General features: G+C 42.3%; 16 protein-coding genes. 8 read left to right on the top strand and 8 right to left on the bottom strand.

What is annotated here, in order from left to right; all coding sequences use genetic code 11:
• Window positions 1–2 precede the first annotated feature (2 nt).
• The gene (gene adk / locus HPC40_RS02365; protein WP_208117874.1) at window positions 3–650 is read right to left on the bottom strand and encodes an adenylate kinase; all 648 of its coding nucleotides are present in this window, start codon (window positions 648–650) and stop codon (window positions 3–5) included.
• Window positions 651–850: 200 nt separating this feature from the next.
• Here adk and HPC40_RS02360 point away from each other — a divergent pair, with 200 nt between their 5' ends.
• The gene (locus HPC40_RS02360; protein ID WP_208117873.1) at window positions 851–1999 is read left to right on the top strand and encodes a zinc-binding metallopeptidase family protein; all 1149 of its coding nucleotides are present in this window, start codon (window positions 851–853) and stop codon (window positions 1997–1999) included.
• A 30-nt stretch (window positions 2000–2029) separates the two neighbouring features.
• Here the strand turns inward: HPC40_RS02360 and HPC40_RS02355 are convergent, their stop codons facing one another.
• Window positions 2030–4705, bottom strand: a complete 2676-nt coding sequence (locus HPC40_RS02355; RefSeq protein WP_208117872.1) for a PqiB family protein — start codon at window positions 4703–4705, stop codon at window positions 2030–2032.
• Complete coding sequence (locus HPC40_RS02350) at window positions 4686–5948, bottom strand: paraquat-inducible protein A (RefSeq protein WP_208117893.1); 1263 nt, start codon at window positions 5946–5948, stop codon at window positions 4686–4688. The genes HPC40_RS02355 and HPC40_RS02350 overlap by 20 nt, the downstream gene beginning before the upstream one ends.
• 202 nt (window positions 5949–6150) lie before the next feature.
• On the opposite strand from HPC40_RS02350, the gene proQ reads away from it, so the two are divergent.
• Complete coding sequence (gene proQ, locus HPC40_RS02345; RefSeq protein WP_208117871.1) at window positions 6151–6825, top strand: RNA chaperone ProQ; 675 nt, start codon at window positions 6151–6153, stop codon at window positions 6823–6825.
• An 87-nt stretch (window positions 6826–6912) separates the two neighbouring features.
• Window positions 6913–8943 carry a carboxy terminal-processing peptidase gene (gene prc / locus HPC40_RS02340; RefSeq protein WP_208117870.1) on the top strand — a complete coding sequence of 677 codons (2031 nt, stop codon included), beginning with the start codon at window positions 6913–6915 and terminating at the stop codon, window positions 8941–8943.
• A gap of 64 nt (window positions 8944–9007) precedes the next feature.
• On the opposite strand, the gene znuB is transcribed toward prc, so the two are convergent.
• Window positions 9008–9790, bottom strand: coding sequence for a zinc ABC transporter permease subunit ZnuB (gene znuB, locus HPC40_RS02335; RefSeq protein ID WP_208117869.1), 783 nt, complete (start codon window positions 9788–9790; stop codon window positions 9008–9010).
• 4 nt (window positions 9791–9794) lie between these two features.
• Window positions 9795–10589, bottom strand: a complete 795-nt coding sequence (znuC, locus tag HPC40_RS02330) for a zinc ABC transporter ATP-binding protein ZnuC (protein ID WP_328805293.1) — start codon at window positions 10587–10589, stop codon at window positions 9795–9797.
• Window positions 10590–10803: 214 nt separating this feature from the next.
• On the opposite strand from znuC, the gene mepM reads away from it, so the two are divergent.
• Complete coding sequence (gene mepM, locus HPC40_RS02325) at window positions 10804–12333, top strand: murein DD-endopeptidase MepM (protein WP_208117867.1); 1530 nt, start codon at window positions 10804–10806, stop codon at window positions 12331–12333.
• Window positions 12334–12384: 51 nt separating this feature from the next.
• Here mepM and htpG read toward each other — a convergent pair whose 3' ends face one another.
• From htpG to HPC40_RS02310, 3 genes are all read right to left on the bottom strand, one after another.
• Complete coding sequence (gene htpG, locus HPC40_RS02320) at window positions 12385–14265, bottom strand: molecular chaperone HtpG (RefSeq protein ID WP_208117866.1); 1881 nt, start codon at window positions 14263–14265, stop codon at window positions 12385–12387.
• A gap of 111 nt (window positions 14266–14376) precedes the next feature.
• On the bottom strand, window positions 14377–15021 hold the full coding sequence (locus HPC40_RS02315) for a DsbA family protein (RefSeq protein WP_208117865.1): 645 nt from the start codon (window positions 15019–15021) through the stop codon (window positions 14377–14379).
• Window positions 15022–15045: 24 nt separating this feature from the next.
• The gene (locus HPC40_RS02310) at window positions 15046–15318 is read right to left on the bottom strand and encodes a YihD family protein (RefSeq protein ID WP_208117864.1); all 273 of its coding nucleotides are present in this window, start codon (window positions 15316–15318) and stop codon (window positions 15046–15048) included.
• 84 nt (window positions 15319–15402) lie between these two features.
• On the opposite strand from HPC40_RS02310, the gene mobA reads away from it, so the two are divergent.
• The 4 genes from mobA (at window position 15403) to HPC40_RS02290 (ending at window position 21558) form a co-directional block, all read left to right on the top strand.
• Complete coding sequence (gene mobA, locus HPC40_RS02305) at window positions 15403–16506, top strand: molybdenum cofactor guanylyltransferase MobA (RefSeq protein WP_208117863.1); 1104 nt, start codon at window positions 15403–15405, stop codon at window positions 16504–16506.
• Window positions 16507–16509: 3 nt separating this feature from the next.
• A complete protein-coding gene (locus HPC40_RS02300) occupies window positions 16510–17883 on the top strand; it encodes a DHA2 family efflux MFS transporter permease subunit (protein WP_208117862.1) in 1374 nt (457 codons plus the stop codon).
• Window positions 17884–18046: 163 nt separating this feature from the next.
• On the top strand, window positions 18047–19645 hold the full coding sequence (locus HPC40_RS02295) for an ABC transporter substrate-binding protein (RefSeq protein WP_208117861.1): 1599 nt from the start codon (window positions 18047–18049) through the stop codon (window positions 19643–19645).
• A 317-nt stretch (window positions 19646–19962) separates the two neighbouring features.
• The gene (locus HPC40_RS02290; protein ID WP_208117860.1) at window positions 19963–21558 is read left to right on the top strand and encodes an ABC transporter substrate-binding protein; all 1596 of its coding nucleotides are present in this window, start codon (window positions 19963–19965) and stop codon (window positions 21556–21558) included.
• Window positions 21559–21644 lie beyond the last annotated feature (86 nt).

Below are 21644 nucleotides of genomic sequence, written 5' to 3'. Positions count from 1 at the left end.
TGTTATTTGCCAAGAATTTTTTTGAGTTCGTTGCTCACATCTTCCACCCGTTGTGTGCCATCAAGGCGGAAGTATTGGGTATTACCATCGTGCGCTTCTTGCTGATAGTACTCCACCAGCGGTTTGGTAGTATTGTGATAGATTTTTAGGCGATCAAGCACGGTTTCTGGTTTGTCGTCGGCGCGGATAATCAATTCTTCACCTGTTATATCATCTTTTCCCTCAACTTTAGGCGGATTATATATCACATGATACACACGCCCAGAAGGTTGATGTACGCGTCGCCCACTCATGCGTTCCACAATAACCTCGTCAGCGACATCAAACTCTAAAACATAATCAATTTTAATATTGGCTTCTTTTAATGCGTCAGCTTGCGGGATCGTGCGTGGAAAGCCGTCAAGCAAAAAGCCATTTTTAGCATCATCTTGCGCCACTCGCTCTTTGACTAAAGCAATAATGAGATCATCAGGCACCAATTTGCCGGCATCCATTAACACTTTCGCTTGCTTGCCAAGATCGCTACCGGCTTTAATTGCGGCACGTAGCATATCGCCAGTAGAAATTTGGGGAATGTGGTATTCATTCATAATGAATTGAGCTTGAGTGCCTTTGCCTGCACCCGGTGCACCAAGTAAGATAATGTTCATATGCGTTCTCTTGTGTAAATAAAATAGAATTATAACATACCGCTGCCACTATATAAACTCAAGCATTGATTGTCTAAATTGTGCGTAAGCGCAAGCTCTTGGTAAGATTTTTGTATGAGTTGCACAAACTTTGTCATAAATCATAATGGCTGTTTGCACCGCATTTTATAATAAATAAGAATTGATCATTGAGGACTACTGTGAACGATCCATTATTAACGCGTTTTTTTCGTTATTTAACATTTGATTGCCAGACGAAAAGCCGTCGCCAAACATCCCCGAGCAATGCGGGACAACGTGCGCTTGCCGTCTCTTTGGAAGCCGAGCTGCATTCACTGGGCATGGCGGAAATAACCCTGAATGACGACGGTGTACTAAGTGCGGTTTTACCTGCAACGGGTGAGAATAAGCCAACGATGGGGTGGCTGGTGAATTTGGCGACATCATCTGAGTTGAGCACAAAAGGGGTAACGCCTGAAATTATCCCGTGCTATCGTGGGGGCGATATTGCATTGGGTGATGGAAAACGCTATATAAGCCCCGTGCAGTTTCCCTTTTTGCATCAATTACACGAGCATACGTTAATCATCGGGGATGGTAAACACGGCTTAGGGGCGGAAAGCAAAGCTGCCATTGCTCTCGTAATGACCGCACTTGCTCATTTACAGACGCAAACCGAGCGTCATTGTCATCTTCGTGTTGCGTTTGTCCCTGATAATGCCGCACAACTTTCTGCAACGTTTTTTAATCAATTTTACTGTGATGTGCTTTATAGTGTGCAAGCCGAAGGCATTGGGCGGCTTGCAGTGGAGAATATGAATACACAAAATCTTGCACTACAGCTCACAGGTAATGATGACGGCAATGTGTTGGAATACGGTTGTGTATTACAACACCATTTTTCTACCCACATCCCACATGGCTTAACCTTACTTGAACTGCAAGGCAATACGCAGCAAGTGAAAATGCGTTATCGGCTCTCTGCACAGGATAAAACGGCATTGAATACAATTAAAAGTGCGGTTCACCGTGCTGTTGAGCATACACGTTCGGCGGGTCTGAATGTCATCGCTACTTTTTCACATGAGATTGACAATATGGCAGCATGTGTGCAGCAAGCACCTTTAGCGATAGAGTTGGTAAAAAGTGCGGTCTCTCAGGTGGGTGTGGCGTTTGCTCCCCATTGTATGTATACCACGCCAATCGGGGCGTATTTGTCAAGATTCGATATTGCCTGCCCGAGTTTATCCATTGGAGGCTTTAATTTTGGCACGGTAAACGAAATCATGAGCTTACAAGGCATGCAGACATCGGTACAAATTTTGGTGAAATTGGTAACGCAAGCCTAAAGTGCGGTTGACCGCACTTTAGAGAAAGTATTATTGGGCGGCACCTTGATTCCAGTATTTGGCGTTATCAGGTAATTGTTGTTGCAACAAAAAACGCTGATTTGGTTTTGCCATTGGTTGCACAATCTGCCCTGATGGAGTGCCGAATGTAATACCGCCTTTTAAGAATTGTTGCATACTGCCTGTTTCAAATGCAAAACCTTTTAAGCCGACATCAAAACTATACCCTGATGAAATCCAAAATTGGGAATTATTACGCACGAGATGTTTATATTGATTGCCAATAATAACATCGACCAATACGCGATCACCCAGTTGGCTAAGGCGCATTTTTTTCACAATGCCCACTTCAACGCCACGGTATTGCACTGGAGAGCCTTCTGACAGGTTGAATGCACTGGTGGTTTCTAAAATCAACGGCAAGCCTGTGGTAAATTTGGTTGCAATACTTTGTTTTTGCTGAAGTGCAAAGGTTTTGGTGCTAGCCCCTTGCCCTATTTGTACATCAATATAAGGTTGTAGGAGGCTGTCGATATTTTCGATAGCCCCTGCGGAAATTTCAGGGGATACCACATTAAAGCTGCTCCCTTTTTTGCTGATAAGGGCATAATATTGTCCTTGAATTAATGCCCGTGCTTGAATGCGGTTATTTTTACTGTCTAATGTTAAGGCACTCAATTCACCGATGGTTAACCCTTTATAGCGCACAGGCATACCTACACTGAGATTTTTGGCATCTTGGGCGTGAAAAATGAGTTCATTGCCTGCCGATTGTGCGGCCGTTTCGTTATTAAATAATGTATTGGATTGTGTGGCAGAGCCGATATTATCAAAGCTAATAGCCCCTTTTAAGGTTCGCATAATAGGGCTGGCTTGTACGCTCACGCCATTAGGGGAAAGATCCACTTTTGCTGCACTATTGATCCAAAACTTACTGCGTTTAGTCAGTAAAGTGCGGTAAGGAGTGTTAATAAAGACATCAACATCAAATGCACTTTGCGTTGGACGAACTTGCAATATATGCCCGACGGGAAATTGTTTATAAAGTACCACAGAACCTTTATCAATGCCTGATAATTGTTGTGCTTTGAGTGTGATTGTTGGCTTTAAATTGCCGCTATCAATACCCGCATTGGCATCCGTTATATCTTTATAGAGCGGATACGTTTTAAGCGGATCTCCTTGTCCTTTACCCTCGGGCATCGCCACAATCCGAATGCCACCTTGTAGCCATTTTTCAGGCGAGGCAGCATTGAATTCAATGCCATCAACACCAATTTTAACATCAAGGTTAGAGGCCGCAACAAATTTGCTGTTAGCATGAATTAAATGGCGATATTCTTCAGCGATTGCAAGCTGAAATTCAACCCCTTCGACAGACACATCACGTTTGGCAATTTCGCCAATGCGAATGCCGTTGTAATAAACGCCTTGCCCTACATTAATGTTGTATGTTTCCGCCGATTTTAAATTGAGAACGAGCGTATTAGGCAGACTTAATAGTAGCTCAGATTGGGTGAGCACCTTGAAGCTGTCTTGCTCATCGCCTCCTTCACCTTGTATCAGGGTAAATGACGGACCAGAGAGGAGTTTATCTAGGCTACTAAAACTGTCAGAACTGAGCGAGTTTTCATTAAGCACAATTTTAGTGGAGCTTTTGAGTAGTGATTTCATATTTTGATTAAGCAATAATTGCCCCGCGACATAGTGGCTTGGCTTGTCGCTCGTATTGCTATCCAGTGTTAATAAAGATCCGACTTTAAAGTTTTGATAATACACAGGTGTTGTATTGGCTTTAAGCCCGGGAATATTAGGGATTTGCACATTCACAATAATGCCACGCTGTGCCGCTTTTTGATCGGCGTAAAGCGTAAAGGTAGCCCCTGTTTCGACGGATGTTGAATCTTGAGGAGAATCAAATGAGATTCCGCCCATCATCATCGAAGTGAGGCTATCCATATTCAAATTAATGCCTGAGAGACTAACATCTGCTTGAATGCCAGAGCTGTTCCAAAAACGAGAATTTTCTTTTACTAAATGGACATAGGGTTTTTGAATGACAACATCAATTTCCACTTTTTGCTTGTCTTGCAAAAAACGGTAATCAGCAATAGTACCGACAGGGATTTTTCGGTAATAAACGGACGCACCTGATGAAATTGAGCCTAAACTATCAGCAAGGAGATGAATTAAAATATCGCCTTGATCAAGTTGTGCCATGGGGCCTTCTGATTCTGCAACAAACTCGTCGGCACTTTCGCCATCACCAGGTGAGAGGGTAATGTAATTACCAGAGACCAATGCGTCCAAACCAGACACACCCGCAAGGGAAGCACTCGGTTGCACCAGCCAAAATTTGGTATTTTCACGCAAAATGGTTTTGGCCTCTGTGTCAATATTTGCGGTTACTTCAATTTGTTTTAAGTCATCAGTGAACCGCACTTTTTTGACCAGACCAATTTGCAAACCTTGATAGCGAATAGGAGTCTTATTTGCCGTGATACCTGCGCCGTTGGTGAAATAAATGGTAATACTTTCACCACGCTCATCAAGAATGCGAGCAAAAAGTGCAATACCAATCAAGAGGGCGACAATCGGAAGCAACCAAAATGGTGAAATGCTACGCAAACGACGAATCGTTGCATTGTGCGGTTTGTCTTGTTGCTGCATATCAGCATGTTTAGGGTTAAGGTTGTTGTCTGTCATATATTTTCCACAAAATTCGGCTATCAAATTGTTCGGCGGCAATCATTGTTAGAAATACCGCTGCCCCAAAATAAAAGGCAGCAGGTCCTACTGAAAAGTTAATGATTTGTCCACGGGCAACCAACGACATCATTAATGATAATACAAATAAATCTAGCATAGACCAACGTCCAACGAAATGCACAAAATGCAATACTTTCATTTTAAAATGAATATGGCTAGCATTGCGCTGATGAGCACTGATCAAGAGATAAATTAAGGCAAAGACTTTACTAAATGGCACAAAAATACTGGCGGTGAAAACGACAAAGGCAACAAAATAGCTACCTGATTGCAAAAATGACCATACGCCTGATATCAGCGTATCGCCACTGGCAACGCCATTGAGATAAATAAAGGAAATAGGCAGTAAATTGGCAGGAATAAGCATAATAATCCCAGCAATTAAAGCCGCCCATGTGCGTTGTAGTTTTATTTTCTCATTAATATCCAGTAGCGATTCGCAGCGAGGGCAATACAAACGCCCCCGAGTGTCTTTAACCCCTAAATGTGCTTCAAATGCAAATTCACAGCAATGACATTGGCGAATCGTATCACGAACCGCACTTTTATTGTCTGGATAGTGAAAGTGCGGGTAGAATTCATGCCATAACGCAAGCGGGTTTAGCTTGATAAATAACAATGTTGTCAAAAGTGCGGTGAACACAAACGCAGTAAAATAAATATCAATATGCAAATCGGCATATTCACGCACTTTAAACGCTGCCACACCTAGGCTGACAAGATACACATCAAGCATAACCCACGGTTTGATATAGCCCAACATTAATAGCAAATTACGAGGGCGGTGGGCAAAACGCTTAGCAAGCCATAAAAACAGCACTAACGTGGCGAAGCAGAGCGGCATAATAATGGCACACAATAGCACCATAAACCCCGTGTAAATATCTCCGTTGACAGCAATATTCCATGCCCCTCCCCACACTGATGCGTGAATAGGTACGCCGAGTAAGTCAATGCTCAATAAGGGAAAGGTAAATGCAAACGGCATTAAAATCAGAATAGAGAGCGCAATAATGGCACAGCGATTTAAACTCCAGCGGCTACCAGAACGCAGCAAATGACCGCAACGAGGGCAATCCGCACTTTGTTTGCCGTGTAAGCGGGGAATATCCACCAACAGATTGCACTCTTCGCAACGCAATAGGTGGTCATTTTCGGTTCGGTAAAATCGTGCGCTAATGGCTTTATCTCCCTTAATATAGTTGGGCTGTAGTATAATATAAACTTGTTTTAATGACTATGTTGAATATAAAAGTGCGGTTTATGCGGGAAAACGCCACTTTATATTGTCATTCAAGCCTAATTTAGGCTAGACTATTGCACTATATTTGTCCTTTTATTCATGAAAAAATTTATTTTCGACCATTGCACAGGAAGCCGTAATGTCTGACGAAATTCAAAATGCACAAGCAAATGCTAAGCCACAAGGTGAAGCGGAAACCCATTCTAAATTTGCTAATCAAAAAGCCGTGTTGGCGTATCTTAATGAAAAATTTCCACGTTGCTTTACGCTAGAAGGGGAAGCGCGTCCACTCAAAATTGGGATTTTTCAAGATCTCGCTGCCGCCCTTGAGGGAGATGAAACGGTAAGCAAAACCCAAATTCGCCATGCACTGCGTCATTACACTTCTAGCTGGCGTTATCTCTATGGCTGTAAAGTCGGTGCGGTGCGTGTGGATTTAGATGGCAATGATGCAGGTGAGCTTGAGCAAGAACATATTGATCACGCCCAAGCTGAGCTAAAACAAGCCAAAGCACGGCTTGCAGAGCGACGCGCGAAACAAAACGCCAACAAAAAAGATGAACGAAAAGGTAAAAGTGCGGTCAAACCGGTGAAAAAAGCACGCCCTCAGGTTATGCGTAAGCCAGCAAAAACGCAGGTCAACCTCAGTGCAGTGGATGCAAACGCGTTGCAAAAAGGCGATGCAGTAAAAGTGAAAGTAGCAGAGAAAATTAATGCAGCGGTGGTGTTAGATGTAATGAAAGATTCCGCCAAAGTGCAGTTAAATGGCGGCATTACATTAAACGTGCCATTTGCGCATTTATATCGTGCTTAATTTTACACATTAACATCGCACTTGAATTATCATAAAGTGCGGTGTTTTGTTATAAAACGTTTGAAAAGTCATGACAAGGTAGTCGTAATGAAATTGAAAAAACTACATGGGTTAAGTGCCCTATTGTTAGTTTCTTTTTTTGCTTTTTCTCAGGCAAGTGTTGCGCTTAAGCCGTCGATCAAGTATGAGCAAATTAAAATGCCTGAAATGGGTGAAAGCCAGTCGATTGCAGCTAAGCGTGTAACGGCTCGCCTTACGCAATCACACTATCGCAAATTTACATTAGATGATGCGTTTGCAGAGAAAATTTTTACCCGTTATCTAAATTTCTTGGATTTTAGCCATAATACGTTTTTACAAAGCGATGTGGATAAGTTACGCCAACAGGCAGATGAGCAACTGACGCAAGGGCTCTATAATGGTGACCTAACCTTAGCACGACATGCGTATCAATTAATGGCACAGCGTCGTTATGAGCGTTATAAATATATGTTGTCGCTACTGGATAAAGAACCTGACTTGAATGGCAGTGATCAAATTGAGATTGATCGTTCTAAAATGACAACATGGCCGAAAGATGAAGCGGAACTTGATAAATTATGGTTGCAACGCTTTAAAAATGACGTCATTTCTGAGCGACTGAAAAATAAAAAATGGTCAGAGATAAAAAAACGCCTGACTAAACGCTATAACTTAGCGATTAAGCGTTTAACACAAACCAAAGCAGATGATATTTCACAACTCTTTTTGAATGCGTTTGCCCGTGAAATTGACCCGCATACGAGTTATCTTTCGCCACGCAGTGCAAAAAGTTTTACGGAGGATATGAATTTATCCCTTGAAGGCATTGGTGCGACCTTGCAATCAGAAGATGATGAAACGGTCATTCGTTCACTGGTGCCAGGTGCGCCTGCTGAGAAGAGTAAAAAGATTGCCCCGGGCGATAAGATTCTCGGTGTAGGGCAAGCCAAAGGCGAAATTGAAGATGTGATTGGCTGGCGTCTTGATGATGTGGTCGATAAAATTAAGGGCAAAAAAGGCACAAAAGTGCGGTTGGAAATTCAGCCTGCGAAAGGTGGTCGTACCAAAATTGTCACCCTTGTCCGCGATAAAATTCGCATAGAAGATAATGCAGCAAAACTGGAAATTAATAAAATTGATGGCAAAAATATTGGTGTCATCAAAATTAAAAGTTTTTATATCGGTTTGACTGACGATGTGCGTAAATTGTTACTCGATGCAGAGAAAAAGAAAATTGCGGCATTGGTCATAGATCTGCGTAATAATGGTGGTGGCGCACTGACTGAAGCAGTGGGTATGAGTGGGCTCTTTATCTCAGATGGTCCAATTGTACAGGTGCGTGATGCCTATAATCGTATTCGTATTCATCAAGATCCTGATAGTACCCAAGTGTATGGCGGCCCGTTGGTGGTGATGATTAACCGTTATAGTGCCTCTGCGAGTGAAATTTTTGCGGCTGCCATGCAGGATTATCATCGAGCGTTGATTTTGGGGCAAAAAACGTTCGGTAAAGGCACGGTACAGCAAAGCCGGCCACTTAATTTTGTGTATGACGTGAATGAGTTACCGCTTGGATTTATTCAATACACTATCCAGAAATTTTATCGTATTAACGGCGGCAGTACGCAAATTAAAGGCGTTGAACCTGAAATTACATTCCCTGAGCGGATTGATACCCAAGAAAATGGGGAAAGCAGTGAAGATAACGCACTACCTTGGGATAAAATTCCAGCAGCAAATTATACGGCATTGCCAAGTGATAAAAGTGCGGTTGAGTACCTTATTCCTCGACATGAAAAGCGGATGGCACAAGAGCGTGAATTTATTGAGTTGAATAAAGAGTTGGCGATCCAAAAAGCGCGTGCAGAGCGTAAATTCCTCTCGTTAAATTTAAAAGAACGTAAGGAAGAAAATGATCAAGATGATGCACGTCGTTTGGCGGCACTTAATGCGCGCTTTAAAGCTGAAGGTAAAAAGCCGCTAAAATCACTAGATGATTTGCCTAAAGACTATGAGGCACCTGATTTCTACGCCACAGAAGCAGAACATATTGCCGCAGATTATGCACAGTATCTCAGTGAGCAGAAAAAGCACTGAGTTAACAGACAAAAAGCCTGCAAATTGCAGGCTTTTTTTATACGCAAAGTAAAATAAAGTGCGGTTACGCTTGGCGTTTGAAGAGTGACAGTGCAAACAGCGTTGCAGCCCCGATCACAATAGATGGACCTGCGGGCGTGTCGTAAAAGGCAGAGAGCATAAGTCCTAAGGTTATATCAAGCATACTAATGACAAAGGCAATGAACGCCATTTGCTCGGGGGTTTGGGCAAAGCGCCGTGCCGTGGCGGCAGGAATGATCAACAATGAAGTGATAATTAATGCGCCAACAAATTTCATACTTAGTGCGATAGTCAGTGCGGTTATTAGCACAATGAATAAGCGGGCACGTTTGACATTTATGCCTTCCACTTGGGCTAACTCTGGGCTGATAGTGCTGGAGAGGAATGCTTTCCATTGCCAGCATAGCACGCTAAGCACCACCAATGCACCTGAGCCAACCCAAATGAGATCAGCGTAATCGACCGAGAGAATATCCCCAAAAAGGTAAGACATTAAGTCCACGCGCACATTATGCATTAAAGCAATCGCAACCACCCCGAGAGAAAGTGCACTGTGTGCAATAGTACCCAGAATGGTATCAAGCGAAAATGTAGTATGATTTTCAAGCCAAACCAGCGCAATAGCAATAAGTAATACCATAATAACCACAGCAACATAAGGATTAAGCGAGAAAAATAACCCCAATGCCACACCTAATAGTGAGGCATGGGAAAGTGTATCGCCAAAATAAGACATTTTGCGCCATACCACAAAAGATCCTAATGGGGCAGTAATGGTAGAAAGTACCATGCCACATAACCATGCGGGAAATAAAATATCAAACATTGCATTAGTCCTTATGTTGGCATATCACATCGGTGTTGGCTGGCTGATTATGCGCACAGCAAACATCGCCGTGAAGATTGTGTTTGTGGTTGTGATGATGCGTATAAAGCGCAAAGGTTTGTGTAAATTGATCACCAAAATAGTGAATAAACTGCGGGTGTTCTGAGACCGCTTGTGGCGTGCCTGCACAGCATAAATGCTGATTAATACAAAGCACATGATCGGTATTTGCCATCACAATATGTAAATCGTGCGATACCATTAACACTGCGCAATTAAATTTTGATTTACTTTGATTAATGAGCTGATACAGCTCGGCTTGCCCTGTAATATCCACACCTTGTACGGGTTCGTCTAACACCAATAACGTTGGACGATTTAGCAACGCGCGAGCAAGCAGCACACGTTGCATTTCGCCACCAGAGAGCTTATGCATACTTTGATGTTTCAGGTGGGTAATTTTCAGTTCAGTTAAAATCTCATCCCGTGCATTTTTATGACAAAAGCGATTAAGCGAGAGAAATTTTTTCACAGTGATAGGCAATGTTGGATCTAAATGAATTTTTTGAGGCACATAACCAATGCGTAACCCCACGGCATGTTTTACCTGCCCAGAGCTTGGTGACATAAGTTTAAGCAACACTTTCAATAACGTGGATTTGCCACCACCATTGGGGCCTACAATCGTGGTGACCGTATTGGGAAAAAGAGTGAGATTAATGTGGCTTAAAATGGTTTTTTCACCAACATTCACCGTAATATCATCAAGCTCAATTAAAGGGGAGGGTTGTATTGTCACCGCACTTTGCCTTTTTATAAAAAGTGAAGAATAGCGGATTTTTAGACCACAGACAATATGTGTGTTTATTCTTTCGCCACTATTGGGTGATAAATCAACAATTGTGTCGATTTGACGAACTTTTCGCATTTATTTGCTGTCATAACTCTATCTTTGATTAGGCACTGGCACGACTTTACCGTAAAATAGCGGTGAATTTTTAAGAGAATATGCAGTGAAAAACGTTATTTTAGCCCGAGATCGTAAACGCCGACAACGTAACCGCAAAATTGCTTTTGTGGCGTTGTTTGTTTTACTATGGGCTGTGGCACTTTATTTTCTCTATCCCTCTCTTTTTCCTCATAATGAAAGTGCGGTTAACCCCCATCAGCCAACAGAATATGTTGCAACAGATGATCTTGTGCCGAAAACCGTGCAAAATCATCCTGAAAATGTCCAGTCGCAATCAGAGGAGTCTTCTCCAGCGGATGCGTTAGCGCAGCATAATGAAGAAAGTGCGGTCAGCGAGCAGGCGCAAACAGCAGGCCAAGCGCAAGAGGCAGAAGATTTAGACGATGGCTTGAGTGAGGATAAAGATGATGAGGTTGAGCCAGGTTCGCAAACCTCAACAGAGGATACCGATTTCTTGCCAGAAGAGGCACAAAATGCGATTGATACGTTAATTGATGCCGCAGACCAAGCATGGCGGATCAATAATCAGTTTAGCGAAACGGTAGTTGGAGGAGAAACCTTACAGGATATTTTAGAACAATCAGGCCAATCCCCTGATGTGGCCAATGCCTTGATTAAACAATATCCTGAGCTTAAAAAGTTAAAAGCAGGGCAACAGTTTTATTGGATTTTAGATAAAAATGATCAGGTTGATTACATCAACTGGCTGGTGTCAGATAGGCAAGAGCAAATTTTCCAGCGGCAAAGTGATGGCACGTTTAAACGGCAAATTTTAGAAAAGAAAAGCGTGTGGAAAACGGAAGTCATCAAAGGCGAAATTTCAGGCAGCTTTTCGAGTAGTCTTAATCGTAAAGGGCTATCATTACGCCAAATCAAACTGTTATCTAATGCACTTCAGTGGCAGGTCAAAATGCGGGAATTGCACAAAGGGGATAAGTTTGCCATTTTGATGACTCGCGAGTATTTAGGGGATAAATTAACAGGGCAAGGCAAGGTTGATGCCATTCACGTGTTGCACAATGGTAAAAGTTATTATGCCATTCAAGCAGCGAATGGGGCGTATTTTAATGTGAATGGGGAAACACTTGGGCGTGGCTTTGCACGTTATCCATTAACGCGTCAACCGCGGATTTCATCGCCATTTAATCCTTATCGCCGCCACCCGATTACAAAACGTGTGTCGCCACATAAAGGTGTGGATTTCTCGGTGCCAATAGGTACGCCGATAATTGCCCCAGCGGATGGTCAAGTGGTAAAAGTGGCATATCAAGCACGCGGCGCTGGGCGTTATTTGGTGTTACAACACGGGCGAAATTATAAAACAGTCTATATGCATTTAAGCCGTACCTTAGTGAAACCAGGGCAGCAAATTAAGCGTGGGCAACGCATTGCGCTCTCAGGAAACACGGGGCGTTCCACTGGACCGCACTTACATTATGAGTTTCATATCAATGATCGTCCTGTTAATCCTATGACGGTGAAATTACCAGGAAATAATGCAGGTCTGCCAGCGAAAGAGCGTAAAGCGTTTTTGGCAAAGGCGAAAAAAGTGGTGCAACAGTTAAAACTTTAAATTGGGGTATAAAAAAGTGCGGTCAAATGACCGCACTTTGTGTTTTGCAAACTAAGCGAGTAATTTGTTCATTCGTTTAATAAATGCCGCTGGATTTTCGAGTGCGCCACGCTCTGAAAGTAGAGCCTGATCAAGCAATAATTCAATCCACTCGGCAAATTCGGTTTCATCACTCATATCTGCTGTGCGTTTGACTAAGCTATGCTCAGGATTCAACTCAAAGGTGTATTTCACATCGGGTACGGTTTGACCTGCTGCAGCAAACAGTTTTGCCATTTGTGTGGTCATTTGATCGTTATCCGTTGAGACAAGTGCAGGACTGTCGCTTAAGCGATGGGTTAGGCGCACATCTTTGACACGATCACCTAAATAGCTTTTCACGCGTTCAATGAAAGAGGCAAATTCTTCATCTTTCGCTTTTTGTTCAGCTTCTTCTGCTTTATCGGCTAAATCCCCAAGATCTAAATCGGATTTTGTGATGGATTGCAGTGGTTTGCCATCAAATTCGGTCAAATAGCCTAACATAAACTCATCGATCCGATCAGATAACAACAACACCTCGATCCCTTTTTTATTAAAGAGTTCTAAGTGCGGGCTGTTTTTCGCGGCAATATAGCTGTCGGCAGTGAGATAGTAAATGGCTTTTTGCCCTTCTTTCATGCGTGCGATGTAGTCATCAAGGGAAACATTCTGTTCGCTGGAGTCAGTCTGAGTGCTAGCAAAGCGTAATAATTTTGCGATAGTTTCTTTATTCGCAAAATCTTCTGCTACCCCTTCTTTTAGAACAAGACCAAATTCTTTCCAAAATCCGCTGTATTTTTCTGCGTCTTGGCTGAGTTTTTCAATCATACCTAAGGCACGTTTAGTGAGGGCTTTTCGTAAGGCTTGAGTAACTTTGTTATCTTGCAAAATTTCACGAGAAACATTCAGTGGTAAGTCATTTGAATCAACTAACCCTTTGATAAACCGCAGATAATTTGGCATAAATTGTTCTGCATCGTCCATAATAAATACGCGTTGCACATACAATTTTAAGCCATGCTTGTATTCACGATTAAATAGATCCCAAGGGGCTTTTTCTGGCAGATACAACAGGCTGGTGTATTCTTGTTTGCCTTCTACACGATTGTGTGCCCAACGGAGAGGATCATTGAAGTCGTGCGATAAATGTTTATAAAATTCTTTGTATTCTTCCTCTGAAATATCCGCTTTGTTGCGTGTCCAAAGGGCTTGAGCTTTATTCACTTTTTCCCATTTTACGCCTGTTTCTTTGCCTTCATCGTCAAATTCTGGCACTAATAACTCTACTGGTAAGTCAATGTGATCAGAGTATTTCCCGATAATTTCACGCAACCGCCAAGCGTCTAAGAATTCTTTTTCATCTTCACGCAAATGCAGGGTAATTTCTGTACCGCGTTCAGTTTTTTCAATATCTGCTACGCTATATTCCCCTTCGCCGTTGGACTCCCACAGCACACCTTGAACCGCACTTTCACCAGCCATACGGCTTTTTACACTGACTTTGTCAGCCACAATAAACGCAGAATAAAAGCCAACCCCAAATTGACCAATTAGGTTGGAATCTTTGGCTTGATCCGCACCTAATTCACTTAAAAAGGCTTTGGTGCCTGATTTGGCAATGGTGCCGAGATTATCAATTATCTGCTCACGATTCATACCGATACCATTATCGCTGATCGTCAGGGTACCTTTGTCTTTATCCGCACTGATCCGCACCCGAAGTTCACCATCGCCTTCATACAGTTCAGGTGCACTTAATGCTTTAAAACGCAGTTTATCCGCAGCATCTGAGGCATTGGAGATAAGTTCACGCAAAAAGATTTCTTTGTTGGAATAAAGCGAGTGGATCATCAATTGCAGTAACTGTTTGACTTCTGATTGAAATCCACGTGTTTCTTGATTTTGACTCATAGTTTATCCTTCTATTAAAAACATAACGCAATAACATATGAGGCTTAAAATCAGAATTTCAAGGGCAAAAAGAAACCCACCAAGTAGTGGGTTCGAAACGTTAAAGTGCGGTTAGTGATTTAACAAATACAGCACACTTTGTGCATAATGGTCTGCAAATTGGTTAATGCCTTGTGCATCACTTAAATCAAATTTAAAGCCTTCAACACGCAATTTGTGGTTGCCGTTGACAAAAAATGCGGGCACGCCTTCAATATTTTCTTTGTATTGTTCAAAGGTTTGAGTTTGTTGATTTAGCCAACCATTAACGGCAAAACTGTTAATGCCGCTATCAAAACTTTCCGCACTCACGCCTGCGTCAATAAATACTTGACGAATGTCGTCCATAGAGTTGATTTTTCCTGCTTGGGTTGCTTTAAAAAGTGGGTCTTCCACTTTATCAGCCGTATTTGATACGTTTGCAAATGCCCATGCACGGCTTAAATTTTCTGATTGACGACCTAAAAATTTAACGTGGTATTTGATAAATTGTGCATCACTAGGCAAGCCTGCTTGCACTTTTTGCGGAATATGATAATCCAACTGAAATGCCGCACAGTGTGGGCAATAAAATGAGAAAAATTCAATCACTTGCTTATTTGGACTACGCGTGAGATTGACAGTTTCATACTGTTTTCCTTGCTCTGGCGTGAAATCAGCCGCAAAACTTGGGAGAGAAAACACAAACGCGAATGCCATTAAGATCCATTTTTTCATCGTTTAATTTCCTTATTATTTTGATCAATCATTATTAAGAATACCACGTGCTTTTAAAAGTGCGGTTTTGAAATCGTCTTCGTAATCTTTTTTAATGCCTGGGATTGGTTCATGCTTATCGGTGCCTGCCATTTTGAGGTGATAAATAATCACTTCATCGGTTAGCTCAGCAACGGGTTTATCAAAACCAGCCTCATTGGCAATTTTTTGCAAGATTTGTGTTAGGTGTAAATCAGGATCTTGCGACCAATAAGGTTGTAGCAATTCCAATACTTCGTTTAAGCGATGACATTTCATAAATTGCCTTAGAATAATCATTTGGTGAACAATGGGGGGAATGATACCATTGTATGAACCATTTCTAAAGAGAGATTGATAAAAATGGACCCAATTGATGCTGTAATTCTCTGTGGCGGTCTGTCAAGACGAATGCAAGGCGAAGACAAAGGTTTGCAATTATTGCAGCAAAAGCCGCTGTTTTCATGGGTGTATGCACGCCTAAAAGGGCAAGTGCGGTCGGTGATGGTTAATGCAAATCGCCATTTTGATCGCTATGCCCAAAGTGGTTTGCCTGTGGTAAAAGACGAACTGGACGGCTTCCTTGGACCACTCAGTGGTATGCTGACGGGCTTGTTACACACGCAATCTGAATATGTGTTATTTGTGCCTTGTGATGCACCGTTTTTACCCGATGATCTCTGCATGCGACTGTATGCGCAATTACAGCAAAAACATGCTGATATTGCCTATGTAAGTGATGGTGAACGTGAGCATCCTACCTTTGTATTAATGCGTCGCACGTTAATTCCATATTTACAAGATTATCTATTCGGTGGTGGGCGAAAAGTGCGTGATTTTATGCAGCGTCATCCTTATACGGTGGTTGATTTTTCGGATAAAGCGAGCAGTTTTGCTAATATTAATTACCCTGAACAGTTGTCTGAACTTGACCGCACTTTGCTGTTTTCACAACCCGCCCTGCCGATGTTAGGTATTAGTGGCTATAGTGGTAGCGGTAAAACCACACTGTTAGAAAAACTTTTACCCGCACTGGCGGCTCGGCAGCTACGGGTGAGCGTGATCAAGCACACGCATCATCATATTCAAACGGACAAACCTGGCAAAGATAGCTTTCGTATGACCCAAGCAGGTGCTAAACAAGTGGCTGTTACGTGCGATCAACGCTGGGCGATCATGACCGAAACGGCGCAGCCCGTTACACTTCCACAATTAGCCGCACAATTTGACCGCACGTTATCCGATTTAATTTTGGTGGAGGGCTTTAAGCATGAGCCTATTGATAAAATTATGGTACATCGTCGCACCTTAGACAAAACGCCTCCTGAACAAGATGCACATGTGGTAGCGATTGCCAGTGATGGCGTGTGGGAGACGACGCAAAATGCCCTTTGGCTTGACCTTAATGACATTGAGGGCATTGCCGATTTCATCGTGGCGTGGTGGCAGGCGAAAACGCAGAGGTAGCCTATGCAGCGAAATTATCGTGGCTTAGCGTGGGTTGCTTCAACCGCACTTTTTATGCAAACCCTTGATGCAACAATTTTAAACACTGCGTTGCCAGCCATTGCGCAAGATTTACAGCAATCGCCGCTGCAAATGCAACTGGCGGTAATCAGTTATGCCTTGACCGTGGCGTTATTTATTCCGTTGAGTGGCTGGCTGGCGGATCGTTTTGGCACATTAAAAATGTTTCGTTTAGCCATTATGCTATTTATGTTAGGCTCAGTGTGCTGTGCGATGGCTCAGAATTTGAATATACTGGTTGTCTCTCGTGTGTTACAAGGCTTAGGCGGTGCATTATTAATGCCCACAGCACGCTTGTCTATCATCAAATCCGTGCCACGCAGTGATGTATTGGGCGTGTGGAATATGATGGTTATGGCGGGGTTAATCGGTCCGATTATGGGGCCTGTGCTAGGTGGGTGGCTGGTTACCTATGCAACATGGCACTGGATTTTTCTCATTAATATTCCTATTGGCGTGCTTGGCTTGTGGTTGAGTGGGCGATTTATGCCGAATATGCAAAGTGTGGTCGCACGTCTTGATTGGCGCGGATTCGTTTTGTTTGGTAGTGCACTGGTTGGTATCACGTTTGGATTAGATATGCTAGCCTCACATGCTTATGACATTTTTTGGGCAGTGGTGGTGCTAGGGAGCGGTTTAATATTATTTATGGTGTATTATGTTTATGCCATGCGGATAGAAAAGCCATTGTTGGGCTTTTCGTTATTTCGGTACCGCACGTTTGCTATCGGCACACAGGTGAATATGATGTTGCGATTGTGCGGCTCAGGCGTGCCGTTTTTGCTGCCGTTGATGCTGCAAGTTGCCCTTGGTTATTCTGCACAGATGGCAGGCTGGTTGCTGGTGCCGATTGCTGTGAGTTCGATTTTATCTAAGCCATTAATGCGCCCATTATTAGTGCGTTTAGGCTATCGAATGGTGCTGATGCTTGCTACCCTATTACTTGCGGTGAGCCTGATTTTATTTGCATTAGTGCATACTCACATTGCGCTAGATTGGATAGTAATACCATTAGTGCTATATGGCATAGCGATGTCAACCTTATTTACTGCCACCAATACATTAACCATCAGTGAATTTTCGGATGCCCAAAATAGCGAAGGCTCAACCTTTTTAAGTGTTACGCAACAAGTGGGATTAAGTCTTGGCATTGCATTTGCGGCGGTGGTATTGAATGGTTATCTTGCATTTTATGGGCAAAGTGCGGTGCTGGGCGCATTCCAAGCGACATTTTTTACTGTGGCGGGGCTAAGTGTGGTGCAATTAGGGATTATTTCACGTCTTAGACGGGACGATGGCGCAAATATGAATCAATAAAAGATGAAATCATCGGCTATTGCGTAATAAGGTAAGCTGTATTACATTGTTAGAACATTTAGTTATAATCAATATCAATTCGGTATTTTCACATAGCCGTGATTAACGTTATCTTGTTTCACACAATCTATGTATTCACATTGCTGAATTCCAAGGAGGAATAATGAAACTTAGAGCAACTCTTTCTTTGACCGCACTTTTAGTGGCTGTTAGCACAGGTGCGCAGGCGTTAGATAAAGATACATTTATAAACTGCACCAGCCGTGCGCCAGGTGGTTTTAGCCCTGCGTTAGAAATGGATGGCATTTCGTATAATGCCAGTTCACAGCAAGTTTATGATCGTTTGATAGGTTTCGTGCGAGGTACAACAGATCTTGAGCCCGCGTTGGCAGAAAGTTGGGATATTAGTGATGATGGGCTGGAATACACATTTCATCTCAGAAAAGGGGTGAAGTTCCACTCAAATAAAGTGTTCAAACCAAGTCGTGATTTTAACGCTGATGATGTGTTGTTCTCATTCAATCGTCAATGGAAAGAAGATAATCCGTACCATAATGTCTCTAAAGGGACATATCCGTACTTTAACGCCATGAAAATGGGGCAATTATTGAAATCCATTGAGAAAATCGATGATTATACGGTGAAATTTACCCTGCAATATCCGTTTTCTCCGTTTTTATCCACCATTGCGATGGATTTTGCCTCAATCTATTCCAAAGAGTACGCTGACAAAATGCTGGAGGCAGGTAAACCTGAAACGATTGATCGTGAGCCAATCGGAACCGGTCCATTTGTCTTTGAAGGATACAAATTGGATCAAGCAATTCGTTATGCCGCAAATGAAGCATACTGGCGTGAAGTTGCTCCGATCAAACGTTTAATTTTCAGCATCACGCCTGATGCCACGGCACGTTATGCGAAATTGCAAACAGGGCGATGCGATATGATGGATTTCCCGAACAGTGCGGATTTAGAAAAAATGAAGCGTGATCCTAAAATCCAGATGCTCGAAAAAGAGGGCATGAATGTTGCATATATAGCAATGAATGTGGAAAAAGCACCATTTGATAATCAAAAAGTGCGCCAAGCATTAAATTATGCAACTGATAAAGAATCGATCATTAAAGTGGTCTATCAAGGTGCGGGTAAGCCTGCGAAAAACCCACTGCCACCGACGGTGTGGAGCTATAATGATGAGATCAAAGATTATCCATTTGATCTCGAAAAGGCAAAACAATTACTCGCTGAAGCGGGCTATCCTGATGGCTTTGAAAGTGAGTTATGGGTGCAACCAGTGGTGCGTGCCTCTAACCCGAATCCACGCCGCTTAGCAGAAATTTTGCAAAACGACTGGGCGAAAATTGGCGTGAAGGTTAAACTGGTCAGTTATGAGTGGGGCGATTATGTTAAACGCTCAAAAGAAGGGTTATTGACTGCGGGTATTTATGGCTGGTCAGGCGATAATGGTGATCCTGATAACTTCTTTACACCATTGTTAAGTTGCGCCAGCGTAGGCTATAGTAATTACGCACGCTGGTGTGATAAACCGTTCGATCAGCTCTTAGAGCAAGCAACGAAGATTTTTGAACAAGATAAACGCGCAAAACTCTATGAACAAGCTCAAGTGATTGTAAAAGAGCAAGCACCGTGGATTCCAATTGCACACTCAATCACGTCAACACCGTTGAGTTTACGCGTGCGTGACTATAAACAAAGCCCATTTGGCTATACCTATCTTTATGGTACACGCCTAGCGGACTAATTGACCGCACTTTAATCATGGCAGGATTTCCCTGCCATTTTTTTTGAAATATAACAAAAAATTAACCAAATAAAGGTTGGCTATTGTTTGATTATTTGACCTCCTTTGTTGTTTTTATATGAAAAGTGCGGTATGTTTTTAATAAAAACGCTGTTTTGGAGGCAAAAAATTTGACGAACCTTCAATTTTTAACAATTACTTTTGTTTGTATATTGTTAAATTAGTAAATTAATGTTATCAATGAAAGCAAGCGAGGGCGGAGTCCTGACGCTTATTGACTAACTTTGATTCTTTTGATTGAAATATGGAGTGCATTAATGAAGAAACTAACCACATTATCTTTAACCGCGATTGCATTTGCAATGGCGATGAATGCCCATGCGGAGAATAAAACACTCGTTTATTGTTCGGAAGCCTCTCCTTCTTCTTTTAACCCGCAATTAGTGACTGATGGTGCATCCATTGATGCTAGCGGACAGGCGATATTTAATCGTTTGACGGAATTTAAACGCGGTACAACAGAAGTACAACCGTCACTGGCAGAAAGCTGGGAAATCAGTGATGATGGTTTAGTATATACGTTCCATTTACGCAAAGGTGTGAAATTCCAATCAAATAAAGACTTCAAACCAAGCCGCGATATGAATGCAGATGATGTTGTGTTTTCTTTTGAGCGTCAAATGAACGAAAAACACCCATACCATAATGTGTCTAATTTAGGCTATGAATATTTTGTTGGTATGGATATGCAAAATATTTTAGACCATATTGAAAAAGTCGATGATTACACGGTACGTTTCCACCTAAAACAGCCTAACGCCCCATTTTTGGCGAATTTAGGCATGGATTTTGCGTCGATTTTGTCAAAAGAATATGCAGATGCTATGCTGAAAGCAGGTACGCCTGAAAAAGTTGATAATAATCCGATTGGCACAGGGCCGTTTGAGTTTGTTAGCTATAAAAAAGATGCGACCATTCGTTATAAAGCATTTGATGACTATTGGAAAGGGCGTTCTAAAATTGATCGCTTAGTATTTGCGATTACACCAGATGCGTCAGTACGCTACGCCAAATTGCAAAAAGGCGAGTGTCAAATTATGCCTTATCCAAATCCTGCAGATATTGAGCAAATGAAAAAAGAAAGCAATATCAACGTGATGGAAGAGGCAGGCTTGAATATTGGGTATTTGTCATTCAATACCCAAAAAGCCCCATTTGATAATGTGAAAGTGCGTCAAGCCTTGAATTATGCGGTCAATAAAGATGCGATTATTGACGCTGTATTTTTAGGCGCGGCAGATAAAGCGAAAAATCCAATTCCACCAACAATGTGGAGTTATAACGACAATATCAAAGATTATCCATATGATGTGGAAAAAGCCAAGGCATTGTTAAAAGAAGCGGGCTTTGAGAAAGGCTTTGATACAGAAATTTGGGCAATGCCTGTATCACGTCCATATAATCCGAATGCGCGTCGTATGGCTGAGCTTATTCAAGCTGACTGGGCAGCCGTTGGCGTGAAAGCAAAAATTGTCAGTTTTGAGTGGGGTGAATACCTCCAACGTATGAAAAAAGGAGAAGATCCAACCGGCTTGATGGGTTGGACGGGAGATAATGGCGATCCTGATAACTTCTTTGGTACATTATTAAGCTGTGCTTCTGCAGAGCAAGGTTCAAACTATGCAAAATTCTGCTATCAGCCGTTTAATGAGTTAGTCACTAAAGCAGTGCAGGTGACAGACCAAGCAGAGCGGACTAAGCTCTACGAACAAGCGCAAGAAATCTTCAAAGAGCAAGCCCCATGGATTACCATCGCTCACTCAAAAACATTCTTGCCATTACGCAGCAATGTGAAAAATTATGTGATCGATCCATTTGGCTTACATAACTTTTATTATGTAGAATTAGAATAATATTTGAATTTAACCGCACTTTTATGGTAAAAGTGCGGTTCTTCCTCTTCATTGTCATTAATTTTTATTTTAACCAATGACAAATT

Origin of the sequence: Spirabiliibacterium falconis, assembly GCF_014885015.1 — a bacterium.
GTDB lineage: Bacteria > Pseudomonadota > Gammaproteobacteria > Enterobacterales > Pasteurellaceae > Spirabiliibacterium > Spirabiliibacterium falconis.
Note: the sequence above shows the minus strand (reverse complement) of the source record. Positions and strands in the feature narration are given on the sequence as shown.

Coding starts and splice junctions, on each gene's coding strand:
- adk (WP_208117874.1), bottom strand. CDS start 650: ATGAACATTATCTTACTTGGTGCACCGGGTGCAGGCAAAGGCACTCAA.
- HPC40_RS02355 (WP_208117872.1), bottom strand. CDS start 4,705: ATGACAGACAACAACCTTAACCCTAAACATGCTGATATGCAGCAACAA.
- proQ (WP_208117871.1), top strand. CDS start 6,151: ATGTCTGACGAAATTCAAAATGCACAAGCAAATGCTAAGCCACAAGGT.
- prc (WP_208117870.1), top strand. CDS start 6,913: ATGAAATTGAAAAAACTACATGGGTTAAGTGCCCTATTGTTAGTTTCT.
- znuB (WP_208117869.1), bottom strand. CDS start 9,790: ATGTTTGATATTTTATTTCCCGCATGGTTATGTGGCATGGTACTTTCT.
- htpG (WP_208117866.1), bottom strand. CDS start 14,265: ATGAGTCAAAATCAAGAAACACGTGGATTTCAATCAGAAGTCAAACAG.
- HPC40_RS02315 (WP_208117865.1), bottom strand. CDS start 15,021: ATGAAAAAATGGATCTTAATGGCATTCGCGTTTGTGTTTTCTCTCCCA.
- HPC40_RS02310 (WP_208117864.1), bottom strand. CDS start 15,318: ATGAAATGTCATCGCTTAAACGAAGTATTGGAATTGCTACAACCTTAT.
- mobA (WP_208117863.1), top strand. CDS start 15,403: ATGGACCCAATTGATGCTGTAATTCTCTGTGGCGGTCTGTCAAGACGA.
- HPC40_RS02300 (WP_208117862.1), top strand. CDS start 16,510: ATGCAGCGAAATTATCGTGGCTTAGCGTGGGTTGCTTCAACCGCACTT.
- HPC40_RS02295 (WP_208117861.1), top strand. CDS start 18,047: ATGAAACTTAGAGCAACTCTTTCTTTGACCGCACTTTTAGTGGCTGTT.
- HPC40_RS02290 (WP_208117860.1), top strand. CDS start 19,963: ATGAAGAAACTAACCACATTATCTTTAACCGCGATTGCATTTGCAATG.